The organism is Actinomycetospora sp. CA-053990, assembly GCF_050948445.1.
In the GTDB taxonomy this organism is placed as follows: domain Bacteria; phylum Actinomycetota; class Actinomycetes; order Mycobacteriales; family Pseudonocardiaceae; genus Actinomycetospora; species Actinomycetospora callitridis.
This window is the reverse complement of record NZ_CP192043.1, coordinates 1,706,080-1,719,823: the sequence shown is the minus strand read 5'-3', so window position 1 is coordinate 1,719,823 and position 13,744 is coordinate 1,706,080. Positions and strand designations below refer to the sequence as shown.

General features: G+C 74.0%; 10 protein-coding genes, 1 pseudogene and 1 riboswitch. Of the genes and pseudogenes, 2 read left to right on the top strand and 9 right to left on the bottom strand.

What is annotated here, in order from left to right:
• Positions 1–22: 22 nt before the first annotated feature.
• From ACQPYN_RS08840 to ahcY, 6 genes and pseudogenes are all read right to left on the bottom strand, one after another.
• On the bottom strand, positions 23–697 hold the full coding sequence (locus ACQPYN_RS08840) for an LpqB family beta-propeller domain-containing protein (protein WP_433035993.1): 675 nt from the start codon (positions 695–697) through the stop codon (positions 23–25).
• A gap of 299 nt (positions 698–996) precedes the next feature.
• Positions 997–1,323, bottom strand: a pseudogene (locus ACQPYN_RS08835) (GerMN domain-containing protein); the annotation flags it as partial.
• A 515-nt stretch (positions 1,324–1,838) separates the two neighbouring features.
• Complete coding sequence (mtrB, locus tag ACQPYN_RS08830) at positions 1,839–3,692, bottom strand: MtrAB system histidine kinase MtrB (RefSeq protein ID WP_433035990.1); 1,854 nt, start codon at positions 3,690–3,692, stop codon at positions 1,839–1,841.
• 22 nt (positions 3,693–3,714) lie between these two features.
• Complete coding sequence (mtrA, locus tag ACQPYN_RS08825) at positions 3,715–4,392, bottom strand: MtrAB system response regulator MtrA (RefSeq protein WP_433035987.1); 678 nt, start codon at positions 4,390–4,392, stop codon at positions 3,715–3,717.
• Positions 4,389–4,973 (bottom strand): dTMP kinase, encoded by a 585-nt coding sequence (locus tag ACQPYN_RS08820; RefSeq protein ID WP_433035984.1) that lies wholly within the window; start codon positions 4,971–4,973, stop codon positions 4,389–4,391. The genes mtrA and ACQPYN_RS08820 overlap by 4 nt, the downstream gene beginning before the upstream one ends.
• A gap of 477 nt (positions 4,974–5,450) precedes the next feature.
• Complete coding sequence (gene ahcY / locus ACQPYN_RS08815) at positions 5,451–6,935, bottom strand: adenosylhomocysteinase (protein ID WP_433035981.1); 1,485 nt, start codon at positions 6,933–6,935, stop codon at positions 5,451–5,453.
• Between the two features lie 140 nt (positions 6,936–7,075).
• Positions 7,076–7,161: riboswitch (S-adenosyl-L-homocysteine riboswitch) on the bottom strand.
• Between the two features lie 289 nt (positions 7,162–7,450).
• Here ahcY and ACQPYN_RS08810 point away from each other — a divergent pair.
• Positions 7,451–9,085 (top strand): long-chain fatty acid--CoA ligase, encoded by a 1,635-nt coding sequence (locus tag ACQPYN_RS08810; protein ID WP_433035978.1) that lies wholly within the window; start codon positions 7,451–7,453, stop codon positions 9,083–9,085.
• A gap of 452 nt (positions 9,086–9,537) precedes the next feature.
• On the opposite strand, the gene ACQPYN_RS08805 is transcribed toward ACQPYN_RS08810, so the two are convergent.
• Positions 9,538–11,439: a CheR family methyltransferase gene (locus ACQPYN_RS08805; protein WP_433035975.1), complete on the bottom strand. Its 1,902-nt coding sequence runs from the start codon at positions 11,437–11,439 to the stop codon at positions 9,538–9,540.
• On the bottom strand, positions 11,436–12,113 hold the full coding sequence (locus ACQPYN_RS08800; RefSeq protein ID WP_433035972.1) for a chemotaxis protein CheB: 678 nt from the start codon (positions 12,111–12,113) through the stop codon (positions 11,436–11,438). Before ACQPYN_RS08800 ends, ACQPYN_RS08805 begins: the two co-directional genes overlap by 4 nt.
• Positions 12,114–12,257: 144 nt before the next feature.
• Here ACQPYN_RS08800 and ACQPYN_RS08795 point away from each other — a divergent pair, with 144 nt between their 5' ends.
• Complete coding sequence (locus ACQPYN_RS08795; protein ID WP_433035969.1) at positions 12,258–12,617, top strand: hypothetical protein; 360 nt, start codon at positions 12,258–12,260, stop codon at positions 12,615–12,617.
• A 3-nt stretch (positions 12,618–12,620) separates the two neighbouring features.
• On the opposite strand, the gene ACQPYN_RS08790 is transcribed toward ACQPYN_RS08795, so the two are convergent.
• On the bottom strand, positions 12,621–13,625 hold the full coding sequence (locus ACQPYN_RS08790) for an ANTAR domain-containing response regulator (RefSeq protein WP_433035966.1): 1,005 nt from the start codon (positions 13,623–13,625) through the stop codon (positions 12,621–12,623).
• Between the last annotated feature and the right edge of the window lie 119 nt (positions 13,626–13,744).

Below are 13,744 nucleotides of genomic sequence, written 5' to 3'. Positions count from 1 at the left end.
TGGGGATGCAGTCAGTGCTGCGTCAGCCCGGATAGGCCGGCACGGTGGAGGCGCCGAAGCCCGGCACGGCCTGCCAGACGTCGGTGCCCGACCCGCTCTCGCCGCCCAGGGGCAGGGTCCAGGTGCCGCCCTGGTCGGCCACGACCAGCGGCCGCCCCGGCCGCGCCGCCACCGCGGTCACCGGCGGCGTGATGTTGGTGGTCGAGAGGGACTCGAGGTCCAGGCCGTCCACCGAGACCAGCGTGACCGGCCGGTCGGCCCGGTTGCCGACGGCGACGATCTGGTCGGTGCGGGTCCAGCCGACGTCGAGGACCTGGTCCAGCGACTCGGGCCGCAGGGCCGCGATCGACCCCAGCCGGGCGTTGCCCGCGCCGTCGCGGGCGATCGCCGCCACCAGCACCCGTCCCCCCGAGACGAGCGCGATCCGCGCACCGTCCGGCGAGATGCGCAGGGCCGACAGCGGCCCGAGCGCCCCCGGCGCCGCGGTCACCCCCGCCGCGACCAGCCCGGAGGCGTCGACGGGCAGCGGGCGCACGGCCCCGGGCGGCCCGGCCCGCGTCGCCCGCACGACGGTGGCGCCGTCGGCGACCGACCACACCTCGCTCGAGTCCGGGGTCCACGACGGCCGGGCCAGCGACCGGGCCTCGATCCTGCTCGCGGCGAGCTCCGACCCGCCGGCGCCCGTGAGCAGGCGCATCCGGGGGCCGCCGGGTCGGCGGACGCCCCGTCCTGCGCCACGAGCGCGACGTCGCCGTCGGCACTCGCCGACGCTGAGGCCGCCCGATAGGTGCCGCGCCCGGCCGGGCCACCCGCGGGCTCCCCCGAGAGCAGGCGCAGACGGCCGTCGTCGGCGACGAGCACGGGGACGTCGGACTCGCCCGGGCCGCCGACGACGGGGTCGACGGGCAGGTCGGGACGCCGGGCGACCTCGGGCGGCAGGCCGGCGAGCGCGGCGGCGATGTCGACCTCGGGGACGCCGGGCAGCAGGGGTTCGCCGTCGACCAGCAGCTCGACCCGTGGCACCCCGATGCCGGCCAGCGTCAGCGTCACCTGCTGCGCGACCTCGCGACGACGGCGCTCGTCGAGGGGGCCGGTGCGGGTGAGGTCGACGACCGCGGTGCCCTCGGGGGTGATCGTGACGTCGGAGCGGAGCACGGTGCCGACGGGCAGGGCGCTCACCGCGGCGCCGGCGAGCGACTCCGAGGGGCCGGCGAGCAGGTACTGCAGGGTGCGCGTCGGCACCGAGCGCGCCGGGGTGGTGGCCAGGTAGCGGGGGTCGGAGACGGGGCTCGCGCGCTGCGGGTCGAGGAACCACGTGCGCACCGGGCGGGTGTTGGCGCGCAGGTCCGAGCGCCGCACGATCGTGCCCGTCGGCAGCGAGGAGATCCGCCATTGGCCGTTCTGCTCGGTCAGCCCGACCTCGACCTCCACGGGGCGCACGCCCGCGTCGAAGACCCCGTCGGGCGTGAGCACCCCGAGCGCGGTCGCCCGGACGCGGACCCGTGCCTCGCCCACGGGCACGGGGCGGTCGACGAACACGGTGTCCACCTGGTCGGAGACGACCACGGGGCTGGCCCCGTCGTCCCAGGTCCCGGCCGTCGCCGAGGTGAGGAACCCCCGCGCGGCACGGTGACGCTCGGCGGTGGCGCCGGAGGCGAGGACCCAGCCCCGGACGGTCTCCAGCGGCCCGGCGTCGCGCGCGGGGCCGGGCGGCGCGGTCGGCTCGGCGGCGTCGCCGACCTGCCGCAGCACGGTGACCTCGGACGAGCCGGGCACCGACGCGCAGCCGGCCGCGAGCAGCACCGCGAGGAGGAGCAGCACCACCCGGTGCACCCGCGTCACCGGATCACCGAGGACGAGCCCGGCCCCGAGGGCGGTGCGGGATCGGGCAGGGTCGGCTCGGGGAAGGTGGCCTCGGGGAGGCTCGGTTCGGGGAAGTCGGCCCCGCCGTTCGTGGTGTCCCCGTCGCCCGTGTCGGCCTCGGGCGGGGGCAGCGCGGTGCCCGTGGTGGGCGCGGCGTCGTGGATGCCGGGCTCGGCGGCGGCCGGGGCGGCCGCGACGGGCAGCAGGGGCAGCGGGCTCGTGCGCAGGCGCTCGCCGTGGCGCAGCGGGAGCGTGAGCCGGAAGACGGCACCCTGGTCGACCTCGCCCCAGGCCTGCAGCCAGCCGCCGTGCAGGCGGGCGTCCTCCAGGCTGATCGCCAGCCCGAGCCCGGTGCCGCCGCTGCGCCGCTGGCGGGACGGGTCGGCACGCCAGAAGCGGTTGAACACGAGCCCGGCCTCGCCCGGCTTCAGCCCGACGCCGTGGTCGCGCACCACGACCGCGAACGCGCCCTCGTCGGCGGCCAGGCGCACCTCGATGGGCCGGCCCTCGCCGTGGTCGATGGCGTTGGCCAGCAGGTTGCGCAGGATGCGCTCGACGCGGCGCGGGTCGACCTCGGCGAGGACCTGGTCACCCAGGTCGAGCAGCAGCGGGGTGCCGGTGGCCTCGACGAGGTGCCGCACCGTCTCGGCCGAGCGCCGCACGATCGCGCCGACGTCGACCTCCTCGAGGCCCAGCTCGGCCATGCCGGCGTCGAGGCGGCTGATCTCCAGGAGGTCGGCGAGCAGCGTCTCGAAGCGGTCGAGCTCGTCGACCAGCAGCTGCGCCGAGCGCGCCGACGTCACCTCGGTGGGGTCGACCTGGGCGTGCAGGACCTCGGCGGCCATGCGCACCGTGGTCAGCGGCGTGCGCAGCTCGTGGCTGACGTCGGAGGTGAACCGGCGCTGCAGCGCCCCGAACTCCTCGAGCTGGCGGATCTGCGACTGGATGCTCGCCGCCATCTCGTTGTACGACTCCGCGAGCCGGGCCACCTCGTCGTCGCCGTGCACCGGCATGCGTTCGTCGAGGTGGCCGTCGGCGAACCGTTCGGCGACGTCGGCCGCCTGGCGCACCGGGCGCACGACCTGGCGGGTGACCACCGACGAGATGCCCGCGAGCAGCACGAGCAGGACCCCGGCGGCGAGCGCGAGCGTGCTCTGGACCAGCGCGAGCGTGCGCTGCTCGGCCGAGAGCGGGAAGAGCAGGTAGAGCTGCAGGTTGCGGCCGGCGGTGCGCACCGGCTGGCCGACGACGAGGGTGGGCACGGGCGCGGCCTGGTCCGATGAGGCGACCGTCAGGTACTTGGTGGCGAGGAAGCCCTGCAGCACCGGGGCCCGCAGCTGCGGCGGGATGACCTCGGCGGGCCCGGCGCTGACCTCCACCGTGGCGCCGCCCGGCACCGTCGGCAGGGCGCCCACGGTGTCGGAGCCGGCGATGAGCACGGCGTCGAACGCGCCGGCGTCGCTCGTCGGGTCGCTGCCCCGGGCCAGGCCGTCCTGGTCGGCACCCTGGCCGCTGGTGGAGAGCCGGTCGAGGACGTCGTCGAGCACGGCCTGGGCGCCGTCGCGGTCGGGGTCGATGCGCGCGAGGTCGCGCTCGAGGGCCTGGCGGGAGATGTCCGCCTGGATCAGGGCGGCCTGCTCCTTGCCCTGCACGAGCCGGTCGGCGATCTGGGTCTGCAGCACGAGGCCGAGCACGGCCACGACGACGACGGACATGGCCAGCGTCGACAGCACGACGCGCAGCTGCATCGAGCGCCGCCAGAGCACCCGGACCTGACCCACCCGCTCGGCGGCGAAGCGCTCGAGACGAAGACGCAGGCCCGTCAGCACGGTGTCCCCCGGCGGCCCGGACTCAGGGCGGCCCGGCCTTGTACCCGACGCCGCGCACCGTCAGCACGACCTCGGGGTGCTCCGGGTCGATCTCGACCTTGGAGCGCAGGCGCTGCACGTGGACGTTGACCAGCCGCGTGTCGGCGGCGTGCCGGTAGCCCCAGACCTGCTCGAGCAGCACCTCGCGGGTGAACACCTGGCGCGGCTTGCGCGCCAGGGCCACCAGCAGGTCGAACTCCAGCGGCGTCAGCGGGATCGTGCGCCCGTTGCGGCGCACCTGGTGGGCCGGGACGTCGATGGTGACGTCCCCGATCTGCATCTGCTCGGCGGGCTCGGCCGGGAACTCCCGCAGGCGCGCGCGAATCCGCGCCACGAGCTCCTTGGGCTTGAACGGCTTGACCACGTAGTCGTCGGCGCCGGACTCCAGGCCCAGGACGACGTCCACCGTGTCGGTCTTCGCCGTCAGCATCACCACCGGCACCCCGGACTCGGCGCGGATCGCCCGGCACACGTCGATGCCGTTCATCCCCGGGAGCATGAGATCCAGCAGCACGAGATCCGGCGCGCTCTCCCGCAGCGCCGGCAGCGCCGCCGGTCCGTCGCCCACCACCGTCGTCTCGAATCCCTCGCCCTGCAGGACGATCGTCAACATCTCCGCCAGCGAGGCGTCGTCGTCCACCACGAGGATCCGAGAGGTCATGTCTCAATGGTGTCACTTCTCACCGACGATCCGGGGCCGATGTCGCCCGACGAGCCGTTTCCCAGCCAGTCGGCCACCCATGACTCCGCCGTTCGGGTGAGCGCCACGCGGTCTCGATCGGTGCCGACCACCTCCCAGGGCGCCAACCAGGAGCGTTCGACGAGCTGGTCGTACACCGCGGCGCACCGCGCCTGCAGCGCCGCGTCCGCCTCGTAGCCGTCCGGGGTGCGTGTCGGGTCGGCCGCGGCGCGGTCGCGGACGCGCTGCGCGGCGAGCTCTCCGGGGACGCGCACGAGGACGTGCGCGTCCGGGGCCGGCACCCCGAGACGGCCGATCTCGAGGGCGTGCACCCAGCCCACGAACGGCCCGTCGGCGTCCTCGCCGCACCGGGCGGCGCCGTACGCGGCGTTGGAGGCGACGTAGCGGTCGACGAGCACGAGGTCGTGCTCCTCCCGCGCGGCGCGCAGCGGGACCGCGGCGCCGGCCCGGTCGAGGGCGAAGAGCACGGCCATCGCGTGGATCGAGCCGCGCAGGTCGCCGTGCCCGCCGTGCAGCGCCTCGCCCGCGATCGCGGCGTGCACGTCGGCGTCGTAGCGGGGAACGCGAACGCCCCGACCGTCGCGCCGCGGGCGCGGGCGGCATCGGCGAGCGCGGCGACCAGCGTCGCCTTGCCCGCCCCGTCCAGGCCCTCCACGGCCACCACCACGCCCACGACGGAACCTTAGGCGGCGACCCCGTGGGCTCCGAGAGAAGGGGCCTCCTCGCGCGGCGGGGCAGACGGTGGGCGCGTCCGCGGGATCGGCCGGTGGTCAGGTCGCGGATCCGGGCGGCGGCGGAGATCAGGAGTGCGACGACCACCCGGCCAGGCCCTCCGAGGTGCTCCCTGCGCTCCTGATCTCCCCGGGCGGGCCGTCCGCGGCCCGGAACGACCGAAGGGCACCTCCACTCGACTAGAGCGAGCGAAGGTGCCCTTCGGCCCCGAGGTCAACGAGTGATCAACGGGGAGTTCGTGCGCCTAGAAGCAGCGAACAGCGCGTTCGCTGCGGAACGTAGCCGCCTCAGTAGCGGTAGTGATCCGGCTTGTACGGGCCCTCGACGTCGACGCCGATGTACTCGGCCTGCTCCTTGGTGAGCTTGGTCAGCTCCGCGCCGAGCGCCTCGACGTGGACCTTCGCGACCTTCTCGTCCAGGTGCTTCGGCAGGCGGTAGACGCCGATCGGGTACTCGTCCGGCTTGGTCCAGATCTCGATCTGCGCGATCGTCTGGTTGGCGAACGAGTTCGACATGACGAAGCTCGGGTGCCCGGTGGCGTTGCCGAGGTTCAGCAGCCGCCCCTCGGACAGCAGGATGATCGAGTGGCCGTCCTCGAACTTCCACTCGTCGACCTGCGGCTTGATGTTGATCCGGTTGGCGCCCGACTTCTCGAGCTTCTCCACCTGGATCTCGTTGTCGAAGTGGCCGATGTTGCCCAGGATCGACTGGTGCTTCATCCGCTTCATGTGCTCGAGGGTCACGATGTCCTTGTTGCCGGTCGTCGTGATGACGATGTCGGCCTCATCGATGACGTTCTCGAGGGTGTTGACGTCGTAGCCCTCCATCAGCGCCTGGAGCGCGCAGATGGGGTCGGACTCGGTGACGGTCACGCGGGCGCCCTGGCCGCGCAGCGACTCGGCGGAGCCCTTGCCGACGTCGCCGAAGCCGCAGATGACGGCCTTCTTGCCGGAGATCAGCACGTCGACGGCGCGGTTGATGCCGTCGATGAGCGAGTGGCGGCAGCCGTACTTGTTGTCGAACTTCGACTTGGTGACCGAGTCGTTGACGTTGATCGCCGGGAAGAGCAGCTTGCCCTCGTTGAAGAACTCGTACAGGCGGTGGACGCCCGTCGTGGTCTCCTCGGTGACGCCGCGGATGCCCGACGCGACCTTGGTCCAGTGCTGGCCGTCGTTCTCGAGGCTGCGGCGCAGCGTCGCCAGCACGACCTGGTACTCGGCCGGGTCGTCCATCTCGGTGGTCGGCACGACGCCGGCCTTCTCGAACTCGACGCCCTTGTGGACGAGCATGGTGGCGTCGCCACCGTCGTCCAGGATCATGTTCGGGCCGCGGGTGTCGGCGTCGGACCACGCGAGCATCTGCTCGGCGCACCACCAGTACTCCTCCAGCGACTCGCCCTTCCAGGCGAAGCAGGAGATGCCCTGGGGCTTCTCGGCGGTCCCGTGCGGGCCGACGACGACCGCGGCGGCGGCGTGGTCCTGCGTGGAGAAGATGTTGCAGGAGGCCCAGCGGACCTCCGCGCCCAGCTCGACGAGGGTCTCGATCAGGACGGCGGTCTGCACCGTCATGTGCAGCGAGCCGGAGATCCGGGCGCCGTGCAGCGGCTTGGCCTCGGAGTACTCGCGGCGCAGGGCCATGAGGCCCGGCATCTCGTGCTCGGCGAGGCGGATCTCGCGGCGCCCGAAGTCGGCCTCGCCGAGATCGGCGACGGCGAAATCGATGCCGTTGCGCGTGTCGTGCTTCTGGTCGACGGTGCCTACTGCGTTCGTCATGACTCCCTCTGGTCGGTGATCGTTGGACCGTGCGAAACGGTGCCGAGTCCGTGAACGTCCGGTGTGTCGCCGTCGCTCGCTGTCGCGCGGGCGGGAGGACGGCACGCCGGGGCACGAGGACTCAGAACACGCTTCATCACCATCCGCAGGCGCCCTTGCGAAGGTACGGACCACTACCGAGCGTGGCGGACAGAAAGAACCGTCCGTTGCAGCGCCACTCGGCAGCTCCCGTTCGCACGAGGTGTGCGATCGATGCCGTGCACCAAGTCCAGCACAGGCCCCATACCCGGTCAACCGCGACGGGCCGGGGCCGGTCCGGTCCGGCGCCGACCGTCCGTACGGTGACCGGCGTTCCCGCAGGTCGCGGCGTCCCTCCCGCCCGCCGGGTCACCCGGGTCACACGTTTCGGCACGCATGGTGATCAGCCGTCGGCCGATCCCGACGACCGGGCGGTCCCGGGCGCGATCGCCGTAGGATGAGTGACCGCAGTAACACCGTTCAGGGAGGCCCCGCCAGTGCTCGGTCAGATGCAGGACTACCCCCTCGCCCTGCCCCACGTCTTCCACCGCGCGGAGCAGATCTTCGGCCACAAGCCGATCACCGGCGTGGGTGCGGGCGGCACGGTGCACCGCAGCGACTACGCGTCCTGGGCCGTCCGGGTCCGCCGCGCCGCCGCCGCGATCGACGCCCTCGGTGTCTCCCCCGAGGGCCGCGTCGGCACCTTCTGCTGGAACAGCCCGGCCCACCTCGAGCTCTACTTCGCGGTGCCGTGCAGCGGGCGCGTGCTGCACACCCTCAACATCCGTCTGTTCACCGAGCAGCTGATCTACATCGCGAACCACGCCGAGGACGAGGTCGTCTTCGTCGACCGGTCGCTGTTCCCGCAGTTCTGGCCGCACATCGACGAGATGACCACCGTGCGCAAGGTCATCGTCATCGACGACGGCGCCGACGTCGCCATCCCCGACGACGAGCGCATCTCCGACTACGACGCCCTGCTCGAGTCCGTCGAGCCCCACGAGGGCCGCTTCGAGATCGCGGACGAGAACCAGGCCGCGGCCATGTGCTACACGTCCGGCACCACCGGCAACCCCAAGGGTGTCGTCTACTCGCACCGCTCGACGGTGCTGCACTCGATCGCCGTGCTCATGGCCGACGTCGCCGGCCTCGTCGAGCGCGACGTCCTGCTGCCGATCGTGCCGATGTTCCACGCCAACGCCTGGGGCACGCCCTACGCGGCGGTGTTCGCCGGCTCGTCGCTGGTCATGCCCGGCCCGAACATGACCCCCAAGGCCATCGCCGGCATCCTGCGCGACCACCACGTCACGGTCACCGCGGGCGTCCCGACGATCTGGATGGGCGTGCTGCCCGAGCTCTCCGAGGGCGACCTTCCCGACCTGCGGCTGCTGCTCTGCGGCGGGTCCGCGGTGCCGAAGTCGCTGTCCGAGGCGTGGCGCAAGAAGATCGGCCTGCCGATCACCCAGGCCTGGGGCATGACCGAGACCAGCCCGATCGCCACCACCGGCGTCCTCAAGACGGTCCACGACGGTCTGTCCGACGACGAGCTCGCCGACGTGCGCGCGATGGCGGGCACGCCCGCGCCGTTGGTCGACCTGCGCATCTGCGACCCGGACTCCGGCGAGGTGCTGCCCTGGGACGGCGAGACCTCCGGCGAGCTGCAGGCCGCCGGACCCTGGATCGCGGCGTCCTACTACCGCAACGAGGACGGCGGGAAGCAGTACACCGAGGACGGCTGGCTCAAGACCGGGGACGTCGCGGTGATCGACCGCTACGGCTACGTCAAGCTCGTCGACCGCACCAAGGACCTCGTGAAGTCCGGCGGCGAGTGGATCTCGTCGGTCGACCTCGAGAACGAGATCATGTCCCTCGAGGGCGTCGCCGAGGCCGCGGTCATCGCGATCCCGGACGAGAAGTGGTCGGAGCGCCCGCTGGCCTGCGTCGTCCCGAAGCAGGGCGTCGAGCTCACCCGTGAGGCCGTGCTCGAGCACATCGCGTCGCGCGTCGCCAAGTGGCAGGTGCCCGACGACGTGGTGTTCATCGACGAGGTGCCCAAGACCTCCACCGGCAAGTTCTCGAAGAAGACGCTGCGGGAGAAGTTCGCGGGCCACCAGGCGCCGGCGAAGGCCTGACAGGCGGCCCGACCCGGGGAGCCGGACGCCCTCAGGGCTCCGGCGTCCCCGGGTCGTCCAGCAACCGACGTTCGGAGTCGGCGCCCTCGCCGTCGATCTCGCGCTGCTCGCGGTCGACCAGCTCCCGCGAGCGCTCCAGCGCGGCCCGGGAGCGCTCGACCCGCTCGCGGGACCGCTCGGTGGTCTCGGCCGTGCGCTCGACGGCCTCGCCCGCGCGCTCCAGGAGCCCGGGGTGTCGAAGCGGAAGGCGCGGGTCAGGTCGTCGAGCCGGCCCTCGCGCTCGTCGGCCGCGCGCTCGCGGGTGTCGGCGGTGCCCTCGCGCGCGTCGGCGGTGCGCTCGCGGGCGTCCGCCGCGACCTCCCGGCGGTCGGCGGCGGCGTCGCGGTCCGTCGCGCGGGCGTCCCGCTCCTCGGCGAGCTCCTCCTGACGGTCCCCGTCGGGGCGCTCGCCACTCATGGCGGCGGCTCCCGGCCGTCGGTGTCGGAACCGGGCGTCCCGGCCCGTCCGTTCCCGTGCCCGTCGACCTGGTCCATGAGGACGATCGCCCCGGTCGGCCCGCGGTGGCGCAGGGTCAGCGGCGAGGCGGAGACCGAGAGCTGCACGTGACGACCGCGCCGGTTGATCGCCTCGACGCGCAGGGGCTGCTCCGGCGGGCCGTCACCGCCGAGGGCCTGGCGGACCAGGGGGCGCAGGCGCTCGGTGGGCAGGCCGATGTCGAGGTTGAGCAGGTGCTGCCCCACGGTCTCCTCCGACCGCAGGCCCCAGAGGTCGTCGGCGCGCCCGTTCCAGGCCCGGACGATCAGCTCGGTGTCGACCACGACGACGGCGGTGCGCAGGCTGCCCATGACCGACTCGAGGAAGTCGTTCGCCTCGTCGAGCTGCGTTCCGCGCTGACGGAGCTCGTCGTTCATCGACTGCAGCTCGTCGTTCGTGGACTGGAGCTCCTCGTTGGTCGTCTCCAGCTCCTCGACCGTCGACTGGAGCTCCTCGTTGGTCGTCTCCAGCTCCTCGACCGTCGACTGGAGCTCCTCGTTGGTCGTCTCCAGCTCCTCGACCGTCGACTGGAGCTCCTCGTAGGCGGTCTCGACCTGCCGGTGCGCCGCCTGGAGCTCACCGGTCATCCGCCGGTAGCGGGTGACGTCGGAGAAGAAGATCGCCACGGCGACCCGGCCGCTCTCGTCCGGTTCGAGGGGGGCGACCTGGATGTCGAAGTACAGCGTCTCGGTGGCCGAGCGGGAGAACTCGGCGTCGTGCTGCCACAGCGACGTGCGGTGACGCCGGACGTCCTCGAACGACGCCCGCAACCCGGTGATGCGCTGGCAGAGGTCGAGATCGGTGAACCGCCGGCCGATCTCGCGGGTGGACACCCCGAGCTGGGCCTCGGCCCGCTGGTTGGCCTTCTCGACGACCTCGTCGGCGTTGACGACGATGGTGGCCAGCGGGCTGACCAGCAGCGTCTCGTCCTCGAGGCGGTCGTCCCCCGCGGAGCCGGGACCGTCCCGCCGGCCGTCGGCGTGGGCGAACCGGCTCGCGGGGTCCGCCTGGTCGGCCTTGCGGAAGAACCGCCGCTTGAGGTCGACGGGCAGGAACAGCCGGCTGTGGCTGAGCAGCATCTCGGCCTTGCCGAGGAAGAGCGCCCCGGTGGGCCCGAGGGCGAAGTGGAACCGGCGCAGGACCTGCGCCTGCGTCTCGGCGTTGAGGTACATCAGCGTGTTGCGGCAGACCAGCAGGTCGAGCCGGCCGATCGGCGCGTCCTGCACCAGGTCGTTGCGCCCGAAGATGAGGCTGTGGCGCAGGTCCCCGCGGAACGTCGCGCGCGACCCGTGGCGCTCGAAGTAGCGCTCGCGCCACTCCTCGGGGACGGCCTGCAGCTCCTTGTCGGTGTAGGTGGCCTGGCGCGCCGTGGCCAGGGCGTCCTCGTCGACGTCGGTGGCGTAGACCTTGACGCGCCGGCGGAACTCCTCCGGGCCGACGGCCTCGGCGAGCAGGATCGCCAGCCCGTAGGCCTCCTCGCCACTGGCGCAGCCGGCCGACCAGACCCGGATGGGTTCGCCCCGCGTCTTCGGCGCCAGGAGCTTGGGCAGGATCTCGTTCTGGAGCTCGCGCCACGCCTCGGGATCCCGGAAGAACCCGGTGACGTTGATCAAGATGGTGTTGAACAGCTGGGTGAACTCGTCCTGGTCGACCTGCAGCCGGTCCAGGTATTCGCCGAAGGTCGCCACCCCGACCTCCTGCATCCGCCGTTCGACGCGGCGCTGCAGGCTGGACCGCTTGTAGCCGGTGAAGTCGAACCCGCGGCTCTCCTTGATGAAGTCGAGCAGGGCACCGAGGCCCGCGTCGTCGTCCTCGCTCACGGCCGTCCGCTCCCGCTCTCCTCGGGCCCGCAGCGGCGGGCGTCCCCGGCGAGCAGGCTACGCAGGTCATGGGCGGGCGCGGCGCCCGCGGAGGGGGCGGACGCGACGAGCTCGCGGAGGACGGCGCCGACGGCGTGCGCGGGCGTCACGATCGCCCCCGGGACCCGGGCGAGCGCCGCGCGGGGCATCGAGTCGCGGCCCGCCTCCGTGGGCTCCTGCACGACCGCGCTCCCGCCGTGGCGGACGATCTCCAGCATCCCCGCGGCCCCGTCGTCGAGCATCCCGCTCAGCACGACCCCGACGGCCCGGGGCCCGGCCTCCTGGGCGAGCGAGCGGAACAGGGAGTCGACGCCCGGGCGGTGCCCGTCCTCGCGGGGTCCGCGCCCCAGGACGACGTGCGCGTCCCGGACCAGCAGGTGGTGGTCCGGCCGCGCCACGACCACGCGGCCGGGCCGCACCGGGGCGCCGTCGCGCACGCCCTCGACCGGGAGCCGGCACCGCCTCGCCAGGAGCCCCGGGAGCACCGTCGGGGCGGTCGGCGCCTGGTGGAGCACCACGAACAGGGCGGCCGGCAGGTCCTCGTCGAGACCGGCGACCAGCGCGAGCAGCGCCTCGAGGCCGCCGGCCGAGGCCCCCACCCCGACCAGGAGCCCGACCAGCCCCTCGTCCGCCACGGCCCACCTCCCGGCTGCGGCACCCCGTCGTCGCCGACGGCGGGGTGCGGCGACCTGCAGGCCGGGCGGTCCACGGGTCGGTCGTGGGATCGTAGCGGCGGCGTCACGACCCGCGCCCGGATCCGGGGTCACGAGGAGGAGTCCATGGCCGAGAAGGACACCCCCGCGGAGCGCTCCGGGCCCCTGGACGAGAGTGCGGACGACAGTGCCGACACCCTCGACCGCGTGCGCGGGCGCGCCTCCGAGCTCACCACGCGGATCGGGCGTCTGGCGGGCGACATCGCCGACTCCGAGGAGCGGGTGGCCCGCACCTACGAGGACTCCGCGCGCCTGCGCCCGCACGCCGCGGACCGGTTGCGGGGCGCCGCCCAGGACGCGCGTGACTTCGCCGTGCGGGAGCGCGAGCAGAGCCGCCGGCTCCTCGGGTCCGGGGAGTCCGACGACCCGGAGGACCGCGGCGGGGCCGGCGGGCCGGACGGGCCGGACGGGCCGGGCGGGCCCTGAGCGTCAGCCGCCGAGCGCGTTCCCGACCAGCTCGCGGGCGACCTGGACGAGCTTGACGTTGCGCTGTTGCGACGCCTGGGCGAGGTGGGCGAAGGCCCCGTCCGCGTCGAGCCCCTCGCGTGCCATGAGGATGCCCTTGGCCTGCCCGATGACGTCCCGCTGGGCCAGGGCGCTCGTCATGGCGTCGATGCGGGCCTGCGCGGCCAGCGCCACCGCGACGTAGTCGGCGAAGAGCGCCGCCGTCGCCCGGCTCGTGGAGCCGAAGGCCTCCGGCCGCGCGGCGTAGAGCACCAGGGCGCCGCGCACGGCGGCGCACGAGACGTCGAGGGCGAGCACGGCCCCCACCCCGGCCTCGCGGGCCCGCGCCACGACGCCCGGCCAGCGGGCCTCGACGGCGGTGTCCGGCACGTGGACGCGCCCGCCGCGCTCGAGGACCTCGATCCGGGGCCCCTCCCCGGCAGCCGTCTGCGCCGCCTCCAGCTCCTCGGCGACGGGGTCGCTCGCCGCGCGCACGGACGTCGCGCCGGCGCGCGCCGCGGCGTGGAGGGCGGCGCGCTCCGCCACGGGAACGGACGTCAGGGCACCCGCGACCATGCGCTCGGCCAGCCCCTGGGCGTCGGTGACGTTCCCCAGGTTGCGGGCGGCCGCGCGCAACGCGTCCATGGGGGCGGCCGCGACGGCGGGCGCCGCCGGGTCCGCTGCCACGTTCGACCCGGGCGCCGCCGCGCGGTCCCGCACGGCCCGTCGGGCCTGCCCGACGCGGTTCACCTCGGCCAGGGTCCGCGTCCGCTCGCGGACCTCGGCGAGCCCTTCCCGGACGCGGTGCGCCTGCTCGCGGGCCAGCGTGGCGCGCGCGCTCGCGATCGAGCGGTTCTCGGCGGCCCCGGCGCCCGGTCCGGCGACGCCGGGGTCGGGACGGGGTCCGACGGCATCCCCGGCCTCGTCGACGTCGCGCCGGAGGCGGTCGATCAGGTCGATCAGCTCGTCGAGCTCGTGTCCGACGTCCACGTCGTCACCTTCCTCGTCCGACGGCGCGGTCCGGCCCGGCCGACACGGAAGGGGCTGGCTGGCCCCGAGGGCGCCGGCCCGACCCGTTCCCGCGCCCCTCCATTGCAGCGCATCACCGG